General features: G+C 32.1%; 16 protein-coding genes. 13 read left to right on the plus strand and 3 right to left on the minus strand.

The genetic code is table 11. The features are described from left to right. Positions 1–106 precede the first annotated feature (106 nt). Entirely contained in the window at positions 107–358 is a 252-nt protein-coding gene (locus J8L88_RS14680) for a type B 50S ribosomal protein L31 (RefSeq protein ID WP_027392055.1), read from the minus strand. 189 nt (positions 359–547) lie between these two features. After that, positions 548–1,021 carry a hypothetical protein gene (locus J8L88_RS14685; protein WP_211061097.1) on the minus strand — a complete coding sequence of 158 codons (474 nt, stop codon included), beginning with the start codon at positions 1,019–1,021 and terminating at the stop codon, positions 548–550. A gap of 234 nt (positions 1,022–1,255) precedes the next feature. Here J8L88_RS14685 and J8L88_RS14690 point away from each other — a divergent pair, with 234 nt between their 5' ends. The 9 genes from J8L88_RS14690 (at position 1,256) to J8L88_RS14730 (ending at position 10,377) form a co-directional block, all read left to right on the plus strand. Then, positions 1,256–1,786 (plus strand): DUF4199 domain-containing protein, encoded by a 531-nt coding sequence (locus J8L88_RS14690; RefSeq protein WP_211061098.1) that lies wholly within the window; start codon positions 1,256–1,258, stop codon positions 1,784–1,786. Between the two features lie 110 nt (positions 1,787–1,896). Next, entirely contained in the window at positions 1,897–2,424 is a 528-nt protein-coding gene (locus tag J8L88_RS14695) for a DUF4199 domain-containing protein (protein ID WP_211061099.1), read from the plus strand. A gap of 119 nt (positions 2,425–2,543) precedes the next feature. After that, on the plus strand, positions 2,544–3,053 hold the full coding sequence (locus J8L88_RS14700) for a DUF4199 domain-containing protein (protein WP_211061100.1): 510 nt from the start codon (positions 2,544–2,546) through the stop codon (positions 3,051–3,053). 1 nt (position 3,054) lies between these two features. Next, complete coding sequence (locus J8L88_RS14705) at positions 3,055–4,002, plus strand: glycosyltransferase family 2 protein (protein ID WP_211061101.1); 948 nt, start codon at positions 3,055–3,057, stop codon at positions 4,000–4,002. Between the two features lie 143 nt (positions 4,003–4,145). After that, the gene (locus J8L88_RS14710; RefSeq protein WP_211061102.1) at positions 4,146–5,873 is read left to right on the plus strand and encodes a phospho-sugar mutase; all 1,728 of its coding nucleotides are present in this window, start codon (positions 4,146–4,148) and stop codon (positions 5,871–5,873) included. A 31-nt stretch (positions 5,874–5,904) separates the two neighbouring features. After that, on the plus strand, positions 5,905–7,731 hold the full coding sequence (locus J8L88_RS14715; RefSeq protein ID WP_027392062.1) for an ABC transporter ATP-binding protein: 1,827 nt from the start codon (positions 5,905–5,907) through the stop codon (positions 7,729–7,731). A gap of 979 nt (positions 7,732–8,710) precedes the next feature. Then, a complete protein-coding gene (locus J8L88_RS14720; RefSeq protein WP_369899416.1) occupies positions 8,711–9,250 on the plus strand; it encodes an RNA polymerase sigma factor in 540 nt (179 codons plus the stop codon). A 31-nt stretch (positions 9,251–9,281) separates the two neighbouring features. Further along, positions 9,282–9,923 carry a hypothetical protein gene (locus tag J8L88_RS14725; protein WP_211061103.1) on the plus strand — a complete coding sequence of 214 codons (642 nt, stop codon included), beginning with the start codon at positions 9,282–9,284 and terminating at the stop codon, positions 9,921–9,923. Positions 9,924–9,933: 10 nt separating this feature from the next. Beyond that, a complete protein-coding gene (locus tag J8L88_RS14730; protein WP_147404251.1) occupies positions 9,934–10,377 on the plus strand; it encodes a hypothetical protein in 444 nt (147 codons plus the stop codon). A 43-nt stretch (positions 10,378–10,420) separates the two neighbouring features. Here J8L88_RS14730 and J8L88_RS14735 read toward each other — a convergent pair whose 3' ends face one another. Beyond that, positions 10,421–11,494 carry an oxidoreductase gene (locus J8L88_RS14735; protein ID WP_211061104.1) on the minus strand — a complete coding sequence of 358 codons (1,074 nt, stop codon included), beginning with the start codon at positions 11,492–11,494 and terminating at the stop codon, positions 10,421–10,423. 76 nt (positions 11,495–11,570) lie between these two features. Between J8L88_RS14735 and J8L88_RS14740 the strand changes: the two genes are divergently transcribed. The 4 genes from J8L88_RS14740 (at position 11,571) to J8L88_RS14755 (ending at position 21,008) form a co-directional block, all read left to right on the plus strand. Next, a complete protein-coding gene (locus tag J8L88_RS14740; RefSeq protein ID WP_211061105.1) occupies positions 11,571–12,779 on the plus strand; it encodes an RsmB/NOP family class I SAM-dependent RNA methyltransferase in 1,209 nt (402 codons plus the stop codon). A gap of 20 nt (positions 12,780–12,799) precedes the next feature. Next, positions 12,800–14,617 carry an endonuclease gene (locus tag J8L88_RS14745; RefSeq protein ID WP_211061106.1) on the plus strand — a complete coding sequence of 606 codons (1,818 nt, stop codon included), beginning with the start codon at positions 12,800–12,802 and terminating at the stop codon, positions 14,615–14,617. Between the two features lie 156 nt (positions 14,618–14,773). Continuing rightward, positions 14,774–18,439 (plus strand): phosphoribosylformylglycinamidine synthase, encoded by a 3,666-nt coding sequence (purL, locus tag J8L88_RS14750; RefSeq protein ID WP_211061107.1) that lies wholly within the window; start codon positions 14,774–14,776, stop codon positions 18,437–18,439. A 169-nt stretch (positions 18,440–18,608) separates the two neighbouring features. After that, the gene (locus tag J8L88_RS14755; RefSeq protein ID WP_211061108.1) at positions 18,609–21,008 is read left to right on the plus strand and encodes a M14 family metallopeptidase; all 2,400 of its coding nucleotides are present in this window, start codon (positions 18,609–18,611) and stop codon (positions 21,006–21,008) included. The last annotated feature ends 115 nt before the right edge of the window (positions 21,009–21,123 follow it).

Genomic DNA, 21,123 nt, shown 5'->3' on the forward strand with positions numbered 1-21,123 from the left:
ACTCTAAAAGTGAAAAATTTGTATTGCGAATCAAAAATACGGTAACGTATAAAAACAAAAAAGCCTTTCTGAAAAGAAAGGCTTCTTAAAATCGTTATGTACTAAATTACTTTTTGAATTTAGCATATTTGTTTTTGAACTTGTCGATACGTCCTGCAGTATCAATAAGTTTAGATTTACCTGTATAGAAAGGATGAGAAGTTCTTGAAATTTCTAATTTCACTAACGGATACTCAACACCATCAACTTCAAGTGTTTCTTTAGTATTCGCAGTAGATTTAGTTAAAAAAACCTCATCATTTGACATATCCTTAAAGGCAACTAGTCTATAATTATCTGGGTGAATATCTTTTCTCATTATATTATATTATCATTTTCGAGGTGCAAATGTAAGTATTTTTTATAAAATAGCAAGATTAAATAAAATAATTTATTTGAAAAAACTTAGTCAACTATTTATGTAAAATATCAGAAAGCGATCAGTAAACTCATTAATTATAAGAACTTAGAACCCTTACTCAAAAAAGCAATTGATAATTTTCTAATATTAACCATTTTCCTTTATTACTTCACAAATTAAATGAGATAAAAAAGAGAAAAGCGAGGTAGAACTTGTTTCTGCCGCACTACAATCATCTTCTTCACTCTTTAATAAATCTATATTTCTAGATTTTGAGGCTTCAAAATATTCAAAAATAAAATTTCTTAATTCATTTTTAGATAAATCTAATTCTACAACATAGTAGTAAAGTGCAACAAATTCTGGAGTTTGTTGACTTAAAAGTTCTTGTTCTAATTGTGTCTCTTCTTCTGAAGTCCATTCCGAAGATTTTGTTCGTACTTCTTCTATAAATTTAGCATAGGCAGGAGAAGGAATAACATCTTTCACAAAAGCATCAACGAGGCTTTTTATTTTTAATTCTTTTTCTTGTTCAGAAGGCTCTTCTCTATTCTCATCAATAGAACAAGAAGTAAATAACACAAGGAGAAAGCTTGAAATATAAAGTAATTTTGTTTTCATGCAAACAATATTTTGGGAGTTAAAAAGCTAGAAAAAACAGCTAAACGGCAATTACACTTTATTATCTTTGACTTGTAAAAAATAACAAAAACGATGGTTTAACCGTAATTCTATAACGTAAATATAGTCTTTTTTTAACAAATCTCCATTTGAAATACAGAAATTAACTAGCTTGTTGTTAACATTTTACTATATTTGGGTATCAAAAACGTTAAATAAACTCAAAAAAAGACAATGAAAAGTAAGAGTATTCCTATAAAAAAATATGTTTTAATTTATGGTATTGTTTTAGGGTTTTCTATAATTACTTATAGTATTTTGACTTATTTAACTGGGAATTATACAGTAAAAAACCTATTTCATTATAGTATACTTTTTTTACTCACTATCTCCTCTATTATAACTGGTCTAATTTTATTCAAAAAAAACAATGAGGGTTTTATAAGTCTTGGAGAGGCATTAATAATCGGTATAGGAATCACAGTTTTTGGTGGAATAATAATTACTCTTTGGGAAATATTACTTATAAGAGTAATAGATCCTGAAATCATTACTCAATTAGAAGATAAACAAATAAAGAAAATAGCGGAAAAAGCTAATGATTTTACCCAAGAAAATATTGAAAGAAAAATAGAAATAACTAAAAAGTTTACCTCTCCCTTGATAATGTTTATTACTGCTTTTCTTGAAGACATAATAGTTGGGTTTACGATGTCATTAATAACAGGCCTCATTATCAGAAAAAAAAGAGATCCTTTTAAGTAAAACTACTCCACAATAAATTCTCTACATCAATATTTTTCCGAGCAAAATGTAACAAATTCGTAAATTTGTGTACTTATGTGTTATATCTAAATAACCAAAACTATATAATTATGGAAAAATCTGTTAAATCTAATGCGATATCTCTTGGAGTTATTTTAGGAGTAGTCCTATCACTTGTAACTGTTCTTGCCTATACTGTATACCAAGGAATGTATACCAATTGGATGGCCGGAATTGGATTATCGCTAATGATCATCGTCTTTGGTATCGTATCTGCAGTAAAAAGTAGAAAGTTACTTGGAGGTTTTATTGACTTCAAAAAAGCATTTACTTCTTATTTAATAACTGTTGCCATAGGAACATTAATTAGTACAGTTATAACTATCTTGATATATGTAGCAGTTGATCCAGATGCAGCCACGGCGATTAATGAACAGGTTATAGAATCTACCGTTGGTTTTATGGAAAAATTCGGAACACCAGAATCTGAAATTGAGAAAGCAGTAGCTAAAATGGAAGAAGAAAATCAGTTTAGCCTTGTTAATCAAATAAAAGGTTGGTTCTGGGGAATGCTTATATACATCATTATTGGGTTATTAGCTTCTTTAGCAATAAAAAAGAAAGAGCCTTTATACTAGAACATACATAAAGTAAAAAATACAATTGGATTGCCGTTTAGGCAATCCAATTTTTTTATGTAATTTTCTATAAATGGAATACCTATATTTGTCAACCAAATCATTTTACTAAATTATCAATGGGGGTTTCTCATAAAAATTTTCTTACTTACATTCTTGGTGTAGCTATATTAACAGGTATTGCCAGAGTAGCTTTAGATTATCTATCCAGAATACTAGACATCTCTCCTATCCTCTATTATCTTACTTTTTTGATTGCGTTGATATTGGAGATTGTTATCATTATATATGTAATCAAAAAGTATAAAACACATAAAAGTGTATTAAATATTACTGATGCATTAAAGGTTGGAATTATTATAATGGGTATAGTTGGCTTGTGTTATTGTTCTATGGCATATATATATGATGTATATATAGATCCTGATTTTCAAACTAATATGACATTACGTTTTACAGAACAGTTTACTCCCGAGCAATTGGATCAGGTGAAACAAAATTTAGAAAACCAAGATAGTAGTAAATCCTATATCGGTGTCATTATGTATACCATATGGTTTATATTTATTGGGACTGTGATATCATTAATTGCAGGTTCTGTTTTTAAAACTAAAGTAGCATCATCATAGTATGGATATTTCTGTAGTCATACCATTGCTTAACGAGCAAGAATCACTTACTGAACTTTATAATTGGATTGTAAAAGTGATGCAATCTAACAAATATACGTATGAAATTCTTTTTATTGACGACGGTAGTACCGATAAGTCTTGGGATACTATTACCTCTTTATCAAAAAAAGATCAAAATGTAAAAGGAATACAATTCCTTAAAAACTATGGTAAATCGCAAGCGCTACACGCAGGTTTTGCAGAAGCGCAAGGAGATGTAATCATTACTATGGATGCAGATCTACAAGATAATCCAGAGGAGATTCCGGAGATGTATGATATGATCATTAAAGATGGATACGATTTAATATCTGGTTGGAAAAAGAAACGGTATGACTCTGTAATTGCTAAAAATTTACCTTCTAAACTTTTTAATGCAGCAGCAAGAAAAACATCTGGTTTAAAATTACACGATTTTAATTGCGGATTAAAAGCATATAAAAATCAAGTAGTTAAGCAGGTAGATGTTCATGGAGAAATGCATCGTTACATACCCGTATTAGCAAAAAATGCCGGATTTAATAAAATCGGTGAAAAAGTAGTTCTACATCAAGCTAGAAAATACGGGAAAACTAAATTCGGGATGAACCGTTTCGTAAATGGGTTCTTAGATTTGATCACCATTTGGTTTATGTCACGTTTTGGAAAACGACCTATGCATTTCTTTGGTCTGATTGGTACAATTCTTTTTATAATAGGGTTCTGTTTTTCATTATATTTAGGGATAGATAAACTCTTTATAGAAAAAACAGGAAGATTGATAGCCTCGCGACCAGAATTTTATATCGCTTTGACATCGATGATACTAGGAACGCAGTTTTTCTTAGCTGGCTTTCTAGGAGAAATTATGTTAACCAGCAAACGTGATAAAGAACGATATCATATTTCTGAAAAAATACATTTATAACCCTCTATTGTATAATAAAAATATAAACGAACACCCCTTTTATCATTAGATTATTAAATAACTTAAATTTAACGTGGATCTTCCTTTTTACAGGAATTTTCTAACAAAATTAAATAATACTTTTATCAACAAAACCTAAACAAATGCAAGTTTCAGAATCCTTAATCCACACTAGAGTTGAAGAATGGTTATCACCTGTTTTTGACAAACAAACGCAAGAAGAAATTGTAAAACTACAACAACAAGACTCTGATGTATTAAAGGAGAGTTTTTACAAAGACTTAGAGTTTGGAACTGGTGGTATGCGAGGTATTATGGGAGTAGGAACAAATCGCATAAATAAATACACCTTAGGAAAAAGTACACAAGGGTTGAGTAATTATTTACAGAAACAATTCCCTGGTGAACAAGCAAAGGCAGTAATCGCATACGATTGTAGAAATAATAGTGATACACTGGCACAATTAGTAGCCGATGTATTTTCCGCTAATGGCATACAAGTTTATCTATTTTCTAGTTTGCGACCAACACCAGAACTTTCGTACGCTGTAAAAGAATTAGGATGCCATTGTGGAATCGTACTAACTGCTAGTCATAACCCTCCTGAGTATAATGGATACAAAGTATACTGGCAAGATGGAGGACAATTAGTACCACCACAAGATGGCGAAATCATTGCCGAAATAAACACTCTGAATTATGCTGATATTAAGTTTGATGCAAATACAGAACTTATAAAAAAAATAGATAAAGAAATTGATACTCCTTTTATAGAGAATAGTGTAAAGAATGGAAGTTTTGCTGCTACACAAGAAGCAAAAGATAATACGACCATTGTATTTACCTCATTACATGGTACGTCTATCACGGCAGTTCCAGAAACTTTGAAGAAGGCAGGATACAGCAATGTACATATTGTAAAAGAACAGGAAGTACCTGATGGTAATTTCCCAACTGTAAAATCTCCAAATCCAGAAGAGCCAGAAGCACTTGCAATGGCAACAGCACTTGCCGAAAAAGTGAATGCCGATATTGTAATCGGAACAGATCCAGATTGCGACCGACTAGGGATTGCTGTTAGAAATACTAACGGAGAATTACAATTACTTAACGGAAATCAAACCATGATTGTAATGACTTGGTTTTTATTAAAACATTATAAATCAAAAGGAATAAAAGGAAACGAATTTATTGCCTCTACTATCGTATCCACTCCAATGATGAAAAACCTTGCAGCAGCATATGAGGTAGAATACAAAGAAGTACTTACTGGTTTTAAATGGATCGCTAAACTTATTAAAGACTTCCCTGACAAACATTTTATTGGTGGTGGTGAAGAGAGCTTTGGTTTTATGGTAGGTGACTTCGTTAGAGATAAAGATGCCGTTACCTCTACCCTTCTGGCCTGTGAGATTGTTGCGTACACAAAATCTCATGGAAGTTCATTTTATAAAGAGCTATTAAACCTATATGTTGATCACGGCTTTTACAAAGAAAACCTTGTTTCTCTTGTGAAAAAAGGAATAAAAGGAGCTGAGGAAATCAAGCAAACAATGATCGATTTAAGAAACAATCCTCCTACCGAGATCGCTGAAGAAAAGATTGTATTAATTGAAGATTATCAAACAAGCATAGCAACAAATACTTTAGATAAAACTGAACATTCGATTGAAATCCCAAAATCTAATGTATTGATTTTTTACACTGAAGCAGGAAGCAAAATAGCTGCAAGACCAAGTGGAACCGAGCCAAAAATTAAGTTCTATATGAGTGTACAAGAATCTATTGACGATTTGTCAGCTTTTGATACTGTGGAACAAAAACTGAATACTAAAATAGCAGCAATCAAAAAAGATTTACAATTAACTTAAATGACGGTTATTACCGTTTCTAAAATAATTAATGAATTACTTTAAACAAATCCTTCGCTTTGCGAAACCTTATAAAATATATGCAATATTAAATATCATATCAAATATTTTCTATGCGCTATTTGGAACACTTGCAATGGTATCTTTATTCCCAATGTTAAATGTTCTTTTTGACCAGACTAAAAGAGTTAGTCAAGAGCCTGAATGGAATGGTATTTTAAACATTAGAGAATACGCGGAAAGTTATCTTAACTATTTTGTTACTCAAAAAGCAGAACAAGGAAATGATGATGTACTCCTATTTATGGTTGTATTAGTCATTACTATGTTTTTCATGAAAAATATCTTTAGCTATTTAGCTATGTATTTCATTACGTTTTTAAGAAATGGAGTATTAAAAGATATTCGAAATGAATTATATCAAAAAACAATAGACCTTCCTCTTTCCTACTTTTCAGAAAAAAGAAAAGGAGACACTATCGCCAGAATTTCTACAGACGTATTGGAGATTCAACATTCCTTTTTATCAATATTAGAATTGATAGTAAGAGAACCGCTAATGATTATATTCACTATATGTGCGATGTTATTAATTAGTGTGAAGCTAACGATATTTGTTTTTATTTTTATTCCAGTTTCAGGTTTTTTAATTTCCTTAATCGGAAAAAAACTTAAAAAACACTCTGATAAAGTTCAGAAAGAGCAAGGGTACTTTCTATCCATAGTAGAAGAAACGTTAGGAGGATTAAAAGTTATTAAAGGGTTTAATGCCGAGAATATTTTTGGGAAAAAGTTTCAAGAATCTACATTAAGGTTTTACAATTTTTCGAATTCACTATTAAATAGGCAAAACCTAGCATCGCCTACAAGCGAATTTTTAGGAATTACTGTAATAGCTATACTATTATGGTATGGTGGTCAAATGGTACTCGTTGAAAAATCATTAGATCCAGGTCTTTTTATTGTCTATATGGGACTTGCATATAACATTCTAACTCCTGCCAAAGCTATTTCTAAAGCAAGTTATGGTGTAAAAAGAGGAAATGCGGCAGCAGAACGTGTATTAGAAATTCTTAATACAGAATCTCCATTAAAAGATAAAACAGAAGCTACAACTAAAAACGACTTTACTACTGATATAAAGCTAGAAAATATTTCATTTAAATATGAAGAAGAATATGTTTTAAACGATTTTAACCTTACTGTCCCAAAAGGAAAATCAGTAGCCTTAGTTGGTCAATCAGGTAGTGGTAAATCTACTATAGCAAACTTAGTGACCCGATTTTATGATGTAAACAAGGGAGCTATAAAAATTGATGGTACTGATATTAAAGATATTACCAAAAATTCTCTTAGAGGATTAATGGGCTTAGTTACTCAGGACTCTATTTTATTTCATGATACTATTAAAAATAATTTGCTAATTGGTAAAGAAGATGCGACCGATGAAGAGATTATTAATGCTCTAAAAGTTGCTAATGCTTGGGAATTTGTAAAAGAAAAACCGGAAGGACTTAATTCCGTTATTGGCGATAGTGGTGATAAACTGAGTGGTGGGCAGAAACAAAGGCTTTCTATTGCAAGAGCAGTACTTAAAAATCCGCCCATAATGATTCTGGATGAAGCTACCTCAGCATTAGATACAGAAAGTGAACGTTTAGTTCAATCTGCCTTAGAAAATATGATGAAAAATAGAACGAGTATTGTAATAGCACATAGGCTATCAACTATACAAAATTCTGATTTAATCGTTGTAATGCAAAAAGGACGTATTGTAGAACAAGGAACTCACGAAGAACTTATTGCTAAAAATGGTGCATACCAAAAACTAGTTACCATGCAATCATTTGATAATTAAAATCCAGATTATCAAATACATATAAACAAAAAAGAGCGTCTCCACGCTCTTTTTCTTCACACAAATCATCTTAATTTAGGGGCTTAATCTAAAATTAAAACTCACTTTTATAAAAACCTTCATTTTGGGGGAAATGAAAGTACTAACTCATTTTCACAGTGTAAAGATAGAACTATTTTTGTATAACGCAAACAAAAAATGTATTTTATCTGTAAAAAAATGCTTTTTAACATTTAAAGACACGTAAAACAATTAAAAAGTAAGTAAAAACCTACTTTTTTGTTACTTATCAAATACATATTATTTAATTATAGTATATGAAGGCAAATATGCGTATAAACAAAAAAGAGCGTCTCCACGCTCTTTTTCTTCACACAAATCATCTTAATTTAGGGGCTTAATCTAAAATTAAAACTCACTTTTATTAAAATCTTTCATCTTGGGGAAAATGAAAGCGTTAACTCTTATTTACAATGTAAAGATATTATAATTTTTTAAACTCGCAAACTTTATGTGCTTTTTATCTATAAAAAATGTATTAAAACATAAAAATTAAATCAAAAATAACAATAAAGTAGTATTTTTCTTACTTTAGTAATAAAAAAATAAGAAACTAAAAAAACAATGAAAACAAAAAAAAGAGTGCGGAAACACTCTTTTAATTGAAACAAATCATCTTAATATAGGGGCTTAATATAAAATAAAAACTAAAATTATTTTTTTGAACTCTACATTTAAAAAATGTGAAAGTATCTTTTCTAAATTACAATGTAAAGATAATATATTTTTTTAATAAAACAATTTTATTGTGTATTTTACCTAAAAAATATATTGTTTTAACCTAAACAATATAATTATTCCTACAAATTTCTTACAAATAAAATAATTCAACATCATATTAAACCTTTTTTTGTTATTTTAGTCTAATAGTAAACTAGCGTATACTAATCATTACTTAAATCATTATTTACTATTGAATATTCAAGAAGAGGACTTACTTATAGCGTTACAAACAGATAAAGACATAAATAATGCCTTTACTAAGCTTGTATCTATGTATAAGCAACGGTTATACTGGCACATAAGAAATATGGTCAAAAATCATGACGACACCGATGATATCCTACAAAATGTCTTTATAAAAGTATATAAGAACATTTCAAAATTTAAAGGGGATAGTAAACTATATTCTTGGATGTATAGAATTGCAACCAATGAATCAATCACCTTCTTGAACCAAAAAGCAAAAAAGTATAATATTAGTAATGAAGAACTACAACAACAACTTATTGAAAACTTAGAAGCCGATGTATATTTTGAAGGAGATGAAATCCAACTTAAGCTACAAAAAGCAATAGCATTATTACCTCAAAAACAACAACAAGTATTCAATATGAAATATTTTCAAGAATTAAAATATAAAGAAATCTCTGAAATCTTGGAAACTAGCGAGGGAGCTCTAAAAGCTTCTTACCATCTAGCGTCTAAAAAAATTGAAGAATATTTAAAAACTAATTAAACCTTTTTACATTTACAGCGTCCTAGATATAGTGAAAAAAAATAATTTACATAACAAAAAAGGAGGATTTAAAGTTCCCAGTGATTATTTCGAGAATTTCGAAGAGAAACTTTTTGAAAAAATTTCTAAAGATGATCAAGTCAATTCTGCACTCCCCAATAAAGCTAACTCTGGTTTAAAAGTTCCAGAAAACTATTTTGATAAGCTTGAGCACGATATATTTAAAAACGTAAATTCTGAGAATCAGGAATCCTCTATACTTGCTGGTAGTATCAAAACAGGATTAAGCGCTCCTGACAAATACTTTGAAAATGTAGAGAACACTATTCTACAAAAAACAATAAATACCAATCAAGAATCTAAAATAATATCACTTTTATCTCGGAAAAACATTTTATATATCTCTGGTATAGCTGCTATGATAGCTATTATAATTTCTATATCAATAAATAAAGGACAAGATTCTTTTAGTTTTGATTCTGTTGATATAGTAGATATTCAAGAATATTTCGATGAAGGAAATGCAGAATTTAGTGATTCTGAAATTGCAGAATTATTAGACGAAGAAATTAACCTAACGAATACATTTAGTGACGAAGATATTACTGATGAAGAATTAGAAAACTATTTATCAGATGAAGAATTAGAGGATGAAATTATATATGTTGAATAAAAAAGAGCACATGAAAAAGATATTACTACTATTTATTATCGTTTTTACTATTAACTTCTCTTTTGGTCAAAGAGGACCTAGAGGAAAAGTAAAAGCTTTAAAAATAGCTTACATAACGGAACAATTAGATCTAAGTAGTAAAGAAGCTCAAGAATTTTGGCCTATTTATAATGAGCATGAAGAAACTATGGAAAACCTTAAAAGGACAGAACGTAAGTCTCTTAGAGCCATTAAGGAATCTAATGGTTTCGAAAATCTAACTGAAACACAAGCAAAGGACTTTTTAAATAACTATATAAAAGCGGAAGAAAAAAAACACCTAATGCGTAAAAAACTAATTACCGATTTAAGACAGGTGATTCCGCATAAAAAAATCCTAAAACTGGTAAAAGCAGAAATGGACTTTAATAAACGTTTATTAAAACAACTACGAAATAGACGTCAAGGAAAGTAAAAAAACAATCTATTATCATAAAAAAGTAAATGAACTCTATTGATCATTTACTTTTTTTGCTTTTAAAAATCAATTTTGCCATTCTATTTTTACCTGCTGCAATCGCTATACTATCATTAATAAATCGTATTGTATAAAAGCTTTCTGCGCTTATATCTTTCCAGGTATTTCCGGAGTCATTGGAAATAGATATTCCTGTAAAACCAACCGTAACAATCTCTTTTCCCTCACTATTAGGTACATAACGGACACAACTCTTATAACCCGCTCCTACCCCATCTGCAATTAAATTCCAAGTTTTTCCTCCATCAGTAGTAACGGCTTTATTTTTTTGATTTGCTTCTGGCTTTGTATAATCTCCTCCGAATATTATTCCAATATTCTTATCATAAAAGTCCAATGAATACGCTCCTTTAGTCTCTGTACCTTGAATTATCGGAGTTTCTGAAACACTCCAAGTATTACCTTTATCAGAAGAATAAAATACTCTAGATTTAATTCCTCCTGAAGCCATCCAAACATCATCCTCTATTATTTTTATATTTCCGTTACTTGCAGCAAATGCAGCTTCTCCTTTTGCAGTCTTTGGTAATACATCGCAAGAAACTTTATTCCAGGTTTCTCCCCCATCTTTGGTTCGTATAACTGATAAACATCCATCGGTAGGATCCCCCATTGCTATTCCATCGGTATTATCCCAAAATACCATAGAATCATAAAATACTTTATCGTGATCCTCTTTGTATACTAATTTTGGTTCCCTACTTTGCTTGTTAACCTTATATAATAATGCTGGCGATTCAATACTTAATACAAAAAAATCGGTCTTAGTTTGCGCAATAGCTCTAAATTGAATTTTTCTTCCCTCAAAATCTAAAACTGAGATTTTTTTATTCTTTACGTTAAACTCATTATCAATATCAAAAGTTCCATATATCCCATTACTACCAGCAAAAATTAATTGATTATCACTTATATCGACAGCTCTAATACTAACAGAATCATTATAAAAAGGTGACACCTCGACAGCAGAAAAATTATGATTAACAACTATAGGTTTTTCAGAACTACAACTAAAAAGAAGTATCAAAGTAATTAATGATAGTAAAAATCTCATACCCAATATTTTTAAACCAAATATAACACTATTCTAAAGCAAAGGATTACCTTTGCAAACCCTAAAAAAATAAAGGATGCGTTTACATAGAAATCTGGTCTTTGCTGTAATTGATGGACTCAATGAAATTTTTAATGAAGAAGCTTATGCGGATAAGGTAGTTCAGAAATTACTAAAACGAGACAAAAGATGGGGTTCTCGCGACAGAAGTTTTGTTGCAGAAACCGTTTATGACATTGTACGATGGAAACGTCTTTATGCAAAGATTGCTGATGTTTCGGAACCATTTTCAAGAGAAAATCTTTGGAGGATTTTTGCGGTTTGGGCGACACTTAGAGGAATTACTTTACCCGATTGGAAACAGATTGTTCCTACACCAACAAGACGTATCAAAGGTCGTTTTGACGAATTAAGTCAAATTCGCAAGTTTAGAGAATCTATTCCTGATTGGATGGATGAATTAGGCGAAAAAGAGCTTGGAAAAAAATGGGAAAAGGAAATTGCTGCTTTAAATGAACAAGCACCTGTAGTACTTAGAACTAATGCATTAAAAATATCTAGAGATAAACTTAGAAGTATTCTTGAAGATGAAAATATAGATACCGAATTTATAAAAGGATATTCATCAGCGCTTCAGCTCACAGAAAGAGCTAATGTCTTTTCTACAGAAGCTTTTAAAAAGGGATTCTTCGAGGTACAGGATGCTTCTTCTCAATTGGTAGCCGATTTCTTAGATGTAAAACCTGGTCAACGAGTAGTAGACACTTGTGCCGGAGCAGGAGGAAAAACACTACACCTGGCTGCTTTAATGGAAAATAAAGGGCAAATAATTGCCATGGATATCTATGGCAATAAGTTAAAAGAACTTAAAAGAAGAGCAAGAAGAGCAGGTGCTCATAATATAGAGCCAAGAACTATAGAGAGTTCTAAAGATATCAAGAAACTACATGCCAAAGCAGATCGCGTTTTAATCGATGCTCCCTGTAGTGGATTAGGTGTTTTAAGTAGAAATCCAGATGCTAAATGGAAATTGCAACCAGAGTTTCTAGATAAAATTAAACAAACTCAATCACAGATTTTAGAAAGTTATTCTAAAATGGTTAAACCAGGTGGAAAGCTGGTATATGCAACTTGCTCCATACTTCCTTCTGAAAATCAAGATCAAGTTAAAGCTTTCTTAACTAAAGAAATAGGAAAAGATTTTACTTTTATAAAAGATAAAAAAGTGCTTTCTTCAGAATCTGGATATGATGGATTTTACATGGCATTGCTAGAAAGAAAATAACTCAACTTACGTAACAAACAATGAAAACAAAACTACTTCTTATTGCACTTTGTACATTTTATATAGGATATAGTCAAGTTCCTACCGGATATTATAATTCTGCTACTGGATCAGGATATACGCTAAAAACACAATTAAAAAATATTATTGATAGTGATAATGATGGATTATCTCCAGAGTTTCAATCAACAGATCCCGGATATAGCGGGCTGTACACTACATATGTAGCGTCAGATTCTGACTCATATTATGAAAATAACGGAAGTGTACTAGATATGTACTCAGAAAACCCGACAGGAGCTGATGATTACGAATATACTCACTTTACAGATCAAGACCCTGGATCTGGAGGAACTTCAGAAGGAGAATTTTACAATAGAGAACATATAATACCACAATCTGTTTTTAATCAAGTAACTCCTCAACGTTCAGATGCTCATTTTGTGGTTCCTTCTGACAAATTCGTAAATGGTGCTCGTGGTAGTTTACCATTTGGAAGAGTGGAAACAGCTAACTTAACTACCACAAATGGTTCTAAAAGAGGGAATAATGTAAATTCAGGATATTCAGCAGGATATGCAGCTACCGTTTTTGAGCCAATAGATGAGTTTAAAGGAGATATTGCCAGAATGCATTTTTACTTTGCCACTCGCTATGAAGATAACGTAGCTGGTTATTCATATACCATGTTTAATGGAACAAGTGATCAAGTTTTTGATCAAACCTTTTTAAACATTCTTATAACTTGGCATAATCAAGATCCTGTATCAACAAGAGAAATCGACAGAAATAATGCAATTTTTGGAAGACAGAGTAACAGAAATCCATTTATTGATCATCCAGAATACGTAGAAATGATATGGAGTACTGTAATTGATTCAGAAGCTCCAACATCACCTACTAACATAATGGTATCTAATGAAACTTCTAATAGTATCGACTTGTCTTGGACAGCTTCTACAGATAATATAGCCGTAACTGAGTATGATATATATGTAAATAGTGTTTTTAATAAATCTGTTTCTTCTACAACAACCACAGTAGGTGGTTTAAGTTCAGAAACAACATATGCTTTTACAGTATTGGCAAAAGATGCTGCAGGAAACGAATCCTCTCAAAGTGCTCCTGTGAACGGAACCACATTAACTGGAGGAACTGGCGGAACTGCTTGTGCTACAGAAACGTTTGGTAATATTGGAGCCGCTTCTAGTTCATATTCCGAACGTACTTGGACTGGTGATGACGGAGGAGAATGGACCGCTACGGATGCCAGAACAGACCAGACATTAACTGCAAGTGCAATTACTATTAGAAATGGTGAACTAACTTCTTCTTCAATTTCTGGAGGAATTGGATCACTTACTGTTACTACGCTAAGAGCCTTTAGTGGTGGTACAGGAACATTTACTATTAGAGTTAACGGAACTGAAGTGGGAACAATACCTTATAGCGATGTTCAAGAAACGACTACTATTAATAACATCAATGTAACTGGAAATATTATAGTTTCTTTTACTGATAAAGCTACAACTAGTGACCGAGTAATTATTGATGATTTATCCTGGACCTGCTATGATCCAACATTAGGGGTGGATGATCTTGATCTGGATAACCTTATAACGGTATATCCAAACCCTTCTTTAGATAGAAGACTGACGATAGACATTTCAAATAGTGTAAATAATGAAGTAAATGTTTATGATATTACTGGTAAGCGAATAGTCTCTAAAAAGAATATTGACGAAACCATTCAATTAAATAATTTACCTCAAGGTGTGCTGCTCTTAGAAATTATTTCTTCTAAAAGAAGTATTACCAAAAAGGTAATCATACGATAAAACGAAAAGCGGCTAGAAAAGCCGCTTTTTTTTATTTTTAATCGTTGTTTAAAATTTAGTGAATAACTCTATCATTACGATAAAGTTTTATACAATACTTTCTTAAGAAAAGTAGTAAATTTGCAGCTTATTAAAAACAACACAAAGTCTGGGAGCATGATCCACTTCTTCGGAAACCAAAATGAGAAAGTATTTGCAGTACAAACCACTGACGAAATCTCAACAGAAAACATCAAAAAATTAGTATGGTTATTTGGCAACCAACCTAAAATCTCAACGGCGTCTATTGACGCTTTTTTTGTTGGTCCACGGGCCGCTATGATAACTCCATGGAGTACCAACGCAGTGGAAATCACTCAAAATATGGGGATATCGGGAATTATCAGAATTGAAGAGTTCGAAGCGGTTACTGAAAATTACACTGATTTTGACCCTATGCTTTCGCAAAAGTATTCTAATTTAAACCAAGATATTTATACCATTGATATTGAGCCTGAAGCCATTCTAGAAATTGATGATATCGATGTATATAATAAAGCAGAAGGTTTAGCATTAAGCGCAGAAGAAGTAGTGTATTTAGAAGAAGTTTCTGAAAAAATCGGAAGAAAACTTACAGATTCGGAAGTCTTTGGTTTCTCTCAGGTAAATTCAGAACACTGTAGACACAAAATATTCAACGGTACTTTTATCATCGATGGAGAAGAACAGCCAACCTCTCTTTTTAAATTGATAAAGAAAACTTCAGAAACAAATCCTAATGATATTGTTTCTGCATACAAAGATAATGTAGCTTTTATAAAAGGTCCTAAGGTTACTCAATTTGCGCCAAAAAGTGCTGACAAACCAGACTTTTATCAAGAAACACCTTACGAAAGTGTAATCTCACTTAAAGCTGAAACACACAATTTCCCTACTACAGTAGAACCATTTAATGGCGCTGCTACAGGTTCTGGTGGAGAAATTAGAGATCGTCTTGCAGGTGGAAAAGGTTCTTTACCGCTAGCGGGAACTGCTGTATATATGACCTCCTATTCTCGATTAGAAGAAAATCGTCCTTGGGAACAGTCGGTCGAAGAAAGAAAATGGTTATATCAAACTCCAGTAGATATTTTAATCAAAGCTTCTAATGGAGCTTCAGATTTTGGTAACAAATTTGGGCAACCCTTAATTACTGGATCTATATTAACTTTTGAACACGAAGAAGATGCTCGTAAATTAGGTTTTGACAAAGTTATTATGCAAGCTGGTGGTATCGGATATGGTAAGAACGAACAAGCACTAAAGGACAAACCTGAAACTGGTGATAAAATCGTTATTCTTGGTGGAGAAAATTATCGAATTGGTATGGGTGGAGCTGCAGTATCTTCTGCAGATACTGGGGAATTTAGTAGTGGAATCGAATTAAATGCAATCCAACGTTCTAATCCAGAAATGCAAAAACGTGCTGCCAACGCTATTAGAGGTATGGTAGAAAGTGATACAAATACTATTGTTTCTATTCATGATCATGGAGCTGGAGGTCATTTAAATTGTCTTTCTGAATTAGTAGAAGAAACAGGAGGAAAAATTGATCTTGATAAATTACCTGTTGGAGATCCTACCCTTTCTGCAAAAGAAATTATTGGTAATGAATCTCAGGAGCGTATGGGATTAGTCATTGGGCAAAAAGATATTGACACTTTAGAACGTATAGCTGATCGTGAACGTTCTCCAATGTATCAAGTAGGTGATGTTACAGGTGATGATCGTTTTACTTTTCAATCAAAAACCAAAGGTGATAAACCAATGGATCTTGCACTAGAAGATATGTTCGGTAGTTCTCCTAAAACGATCATGAATGACAAAACAATTGATCGTAATTATAAGGAGATATCTTATCAAAAAGAAAATATTCATGACTATCTAGAACAAGTATTGCAGTTAGAAGCTGTTGCTTGTAAAGATTGGCTAACAAACAAAGTAGACCGTTGTGTAGGTGGAAAAGTTGCCAAACAACAATGTGCTGGACCCTTACAATTACCACTTAATAATTGTGGAGTAATGGCTTTAGATTACACCTCTAAAGAAGGTATCGCTACATCTATTGGACACTCCCCTATTTCTGGACTTATTAATCCCGAAGCGGGAAGCAAAAATTCTATCGCAGAAGCTTTAACCAATATCGTTTGGGCTCCACTTAAAGATGGATTACAATCTATTTCTCTATCGGCAAACTGGATGTGGCCCTGTAAAAATGAAGGTGAAGATGCCAGATTGTATAAAGCAGTAAAAGCAATTTCCGATTTTGCTATTGATTTAGGAATCAACGTGCCTACTGGTAAAGATTCTCTTTCGATGAAGCAAAAATATCCTAATGAAGAAGTAATCTCTCCGGGTACTGTAATTATTTCTGCAGCTGCCAATTGTAATGATATTACTAAAGTGGTAGAGCCAGTTCTTCAAAAAAATGGTGGAGATATCTATTATATCAATTTATCACAAGACAATTATGAATTAGGTGGTTCATCTTTTTCACAAATAACAAATAAAATTGGTTCTAAAGCTCCTAATATTAAGGATGCTCAAAGTTTTAAAAACACTTTTAATACTATCCAACAACTAATAAGAGAAAATAAAATAGTTGCTGGACACGACATTGCTTCTGGAGGGTTAATTACTACACTACTTGAATTATGTTTTGCAGATATTAATCTGGGAGCAACCTTAGACCTTTCTAAACTTGGAGAACAAGATACTATCAAGTTACTATTTGCTGAAAACGCTGGTATTGTATTCCAAAGTGCTAATAATTGTAATATAGAGACCGTACTTTCTCAGAATAACATCCAGTTTTTCAATATTGGTACAGTAACCAATAAAGCTTCATTAGAAATTAAAAATGTAGATGATTCTTACAATTTTGATATCGAAAAACTTAGAAAAACTTGGTTCAAGACATCCTATTTATTAGATCAAAAGCAAACTGCCAATAATCTAGCAAAAGATCGTTTTGAAAATTTTGAAAATCAAGCTTTACAATATAGTTTCCCTAAACATTTTACAGGACAGCTTCCAGTAATTACTAATGATCAACCAAGACCTAAAGCTGCTATCATCCGTGAAAAAGGAAGTAATTCTGAGCGTGAAATGGCAAATGCTATGTATTTAGCAGGTTTCGATGTTAAAGATGTTCATATGACTGACCTAATATCTGGTCGAGAAACATTAGAAGACATCCAATTTATTGGAGCTGTAGGTGGATTTTCTAACAGTGATGTTTTAGGTTCCGCAAAAGGTTGGGCCGGCGCTTTTCTTTATAACGAAAAGGCAAATACTGCACTCAAAAACTTTTTCAAAAGAGAAGATACCTTATCCGTAGGGATTTGTAATGGGTGTCAATTATTTATGGAATTAGAAGTAATCAATCCTGAGCATAGCGAGCATGGGAAAATGCATCATAATAATTCTCATAAACACGAAAGCAATTTTACTTCTGTTAAAATACAAGAAAACAATTCGATTATGTTATCCACATTAGCAGGAAGCACATTAGGAGTATGGATTTCTCATGGTGAAGGGAAATTTAACCTTCCTCTTTCTGAGGATCAATATAACATTGTTGCTAAATATGGGTATGAAGGATACCCTGCAAATCCTAACGGGTCAGATTATAACACTGCTATGATGTGCGACACATCTGGACGTCATTTAGTAATGATGCCACATATAGAACGTTCTACATTTCAATGGAATTGGGCAAATTATCCCGAAGGAAGACAGGATGAAGTATCACCTTGGATAGAAGCTTTCGTAAATGCTAGAAAGTGGATTAAAAATCAATAGTTATACGAATTCAGCACATTATTAGTTTAATCTGTTTAGGGTTTATTATAGTCTAACTGTTATATATCTATACTAGTTAGATTGATCAATGGAATATTACGATTGAAGATTTAATCAGTATTTTTATCCCATTGCTATTAACTATTTTAAAACCTAAACACCTAAACCCTTGAAAAAAAAAATTATTTTCCTGTTTTTTTTGGTCTCGGCCACGATTATAGCGCAAACAAAACCGTCATATAGCAGAGCAAAAATTATTTATAATACTTCAGCTAATTTTAAGATCTTAATGGACGCTGGAGTACCAATGGACCACGGACAACATAAACGAGGGATGTTCATTATTTCCGATTTTTCTAATGAAGAGATTCAGACTGCAAAAGATCTTGGGTTTAATGTAGAAATTATAATTGAAGATGCAGAGGCCGATTTTATACGAAGAAATGAGATAGCGAAAAATCAAAAAGCGATTCAGAATTTAACATGTCCGTCCGGAAACGGAACCGTTAACAACTACCCAACTCCATCTAACTTTTCTCTTGGATCTATGGGCGGATATCTAACTTATCAAGAAATGTTAGATAATCTTGATGCCATGCGAGTACAATACCCAACATTAATTTCGGCAAGAGCGGACATCGGTACATTTGTTACGAATGGTACACCTGATAATTCCGTTTCTCCATCCATAGGAGGAAATACAATACAATGGGTGCGTATTTCTGATAACCCTGATGTAGATGAAAACGAATCTGAAATATTATATGATGCCATACATCATGCGAGAGAACCTGCAAGTTTATCGCAACTTATCTATTATATGTGGTATTTATTAGAGAATTACAATACTGATCCTGATATTAAACAAATTGTAGATAATACTGAGTTATATTTCGTACCTGTCATAAACCCAGACGGATATCTTTATAATCAAGTAACAAATCCAAACGGAGGTGGATTATGGAGAAAAAATAGATTCAATACACACGGGGTTGATAATAACAGAAATTACGACCACTATCCTAATGGAAATTCTACAGGAGCTACTTGGGGAGGTCCAGGCTCATCTAGTAATACAAATGATCAAACCTATCACGGTACTAGCGCTTTTTCTGAGGTAGAAAACCAAGCAATGAAATGGTTTACTGAACAACACGAGTTTGTCATTGCTTTAAACAACCATACTTTTGGCGAGTTATTATATTTCCCATATTCCTATGCTGCCAATACGCCAACTCCTGATGAGGATATTTTTATTGCAATAGGAGCCGAACTTACTTCTCAAAACGGTTATAACCCATTAAGAGACGCTCCATTTGCTGGTGATAGTGATGATTTTATGTACGGAGGTGTATCATCATCTCACAATAAAATATTTTCTTTTACTCCAGAAGTTGGTACCGCCTTCTGGCCTGCTTCTAACCAAATAGATGGGATCTGCAAAGAAATGATGTATCTAAATCTTACCGCTGCAAAAATGACTAACAATTATGCACAATTAGCAAGTACAGGAAGCCTTTTTGTAGGAGAAATGACTTCTTTTAATGCAGAGTATACACTAAAAAGACTTGGTATAACTGGAAATGGAAACTTTACTGTAGCTATTATACCAATATCAAATAATATTACTAGCGTTGGTAACACTAAAACGTATAACAATACCCAAATCGGAGAAGATATTACAGATAATATCCAGATCAACGTTGATAATACAATAAAAGTTGGTGATGAGATCTCTTATACTATTGAAATAGATGGAGGTACGATTACTGAATCCATAAATGTCATTAAAAAATATGGATCATTACAGAGTATTGTAAATAATGACGCTAATAGTTTAACAGATTATACGCAATCTGGATGGTCCACAACAACAACTACATTTGTTTCTGCCAATGCATCAATAACTGAATCTCCTACTGGAAACTATGGCGCTAATGAAAACAAAACAATTGAACTTACCCAAAGTATCGATCTTACCACAGCGGCTTTTGCTAATGTTCAATTTAATGCCAAATGGGATATCGAAAATAATTGGGATTATACTCAATTTGAAGTTTCTATCGATAATGGATCTTCTTGGACTCCTCAATGTGGAAAATTTACCAACTCGGGAAGTACAAATCCAGGTCAACCAACAGGAGAGCCTCTATACGATGGAACTCAAACGGATTGGATATTAGAAGAAATTGATCTTAGCGATTATTTAGGAGAAACGATTAAAATACGTTTTCAATTTGTTTCAGATAGTGACATCGAAAGTGATGGATTCTTTTTCGATGATTTAATAATAAATGGTATCAATGAAAATGTATTAACTATTGAAGAAAATTTATTTTCAGAATTCAAAGTTTTTCCAAACCCCGTAAAAGATCTACTACAAATATCAGCAACTTCTTCCTCCAATTTCAATCTACATTTAAGAAATGTCATTGGACAAAAGGTTGCTACAAAAAACAAAGTTTCTGGAAATCAAGAATTTGATATTTCAAAATTAAATGTAGGATTGTACTTTTTAACGATTGAAATGGAAGAAAACGTCAAAACTTTTAAAATTCTAAAACAATAATTATTCAATTAAATCCCATAAAACTTAAGGAGTTATCAAAAGATAGCTCCTTTTTTTATATATTAGGGTTGTGTATTGTTAGATTTTTTATAATTTGCGAAACTATGCGCGCATA

The sequence above is a fragment of the Aquimarina sp. MMG015 genome (genome assembly GCF_018100855.1).
GTDB classification, from domain to species: Bacteria; Bacteroidota; Bacteroidia; order Flavobacteriales; family Flavobacteriaceae; genus Aquimarina; species Aquimarina latercula.

Excerpts from the sequence above, each read along its gene's own strand:
- J8L88_RS14740 (WP_211061105.1), top strand. The coding sequence starts at position 11,571 with ATGCGTTTACATAGAAATCTGGTCTTTGCTGTAATTGATGGACTCAAT.
- J8L88_RS14715 (WP_027392062.1), top strand. The coding sequence starts at position 5,905 with ATGAATTACTTTAAACAAATCCTTCGCTTTGCGAAACCTTATAAAATA.
- J8L88_RS14705 (WP_211061101.1), top strand. The coding sequence starts at position 3,055 with ATGGATATTTCTGTAGTCATACCATTGCTTAACGAGCAAGAATCACTT.
- J8L88_RS14690 (WP_211061098.1), top strand. The coding sequence starts at position 1,256 with ATGAAAAGTAAGAGTATTCCTATAAAAAAATATGTTTTAATTTATGGT.
- J8L88_RS14680 (WP_027392055.1), bottom strand. The coding sequence starts at position 358 with ATGAGAAAAGATATTCACCCAGATAATTATAGACTAGTTGCCTTTAAG.
- J8L88_RS14745 (WP_211061106.1), top strand. The coding sequence starts at position 12,800 with ATGAAAACAAAACTACTTCTTATTGCACTTTGTACATTTTATATAGGA.
- J8L88_RS14735 (WP_211061104.1), bottom strand. The coding sequence starts at position 11,494 with ATGAGATTTTTACTATCATTAATTACTTTGATACTTCTTTTTAGTTGT.
- J8L88_RS14685 (WP_211061097.1), bottom strand. The coding sequence starts at position 1,021 with ATGAAAACAAAATTACTTTATATTTCAAGCTTTCTCCTTGTGTTATTT.
- purL (WP_211061107.1), top strand. The coding sequence starts at position 14,774 with ATGATCCACTTCTTCGGAAACCAAAATGAGAAAGTATTTGCAGTACAA.
- J8L88_RS14700 (WP_211061100.1), top strand. The coding sequence starts at position 2,544 with ATGGGGGTTTCTCATAAAAATTTTCTTACTTACATTCTTGGTGTAGCT.
- J8L88_RS14710 (WP_211061102.1), top strand. The coding sequence starts at position 4,146 with ATGCAAGTTTCAGAATCCTTAATCCACACTAGAGTTGAAGAATGGTTA.
- J8L88_RS14695 (WP_211061099.1), top strand. The coding sequence starts at position 1,897 with ATGGAAAAATCTGTTAAATCTAATGCGATATCTCTTGGAGTTATTTTA.
- J8L88_RS14730 (WP_147404251.1), top strand. The coding sequence starts at position 9,934 with ATGAAAAAGATATTACTACTATTTATTATCGTTTTTACTATTAACTTC.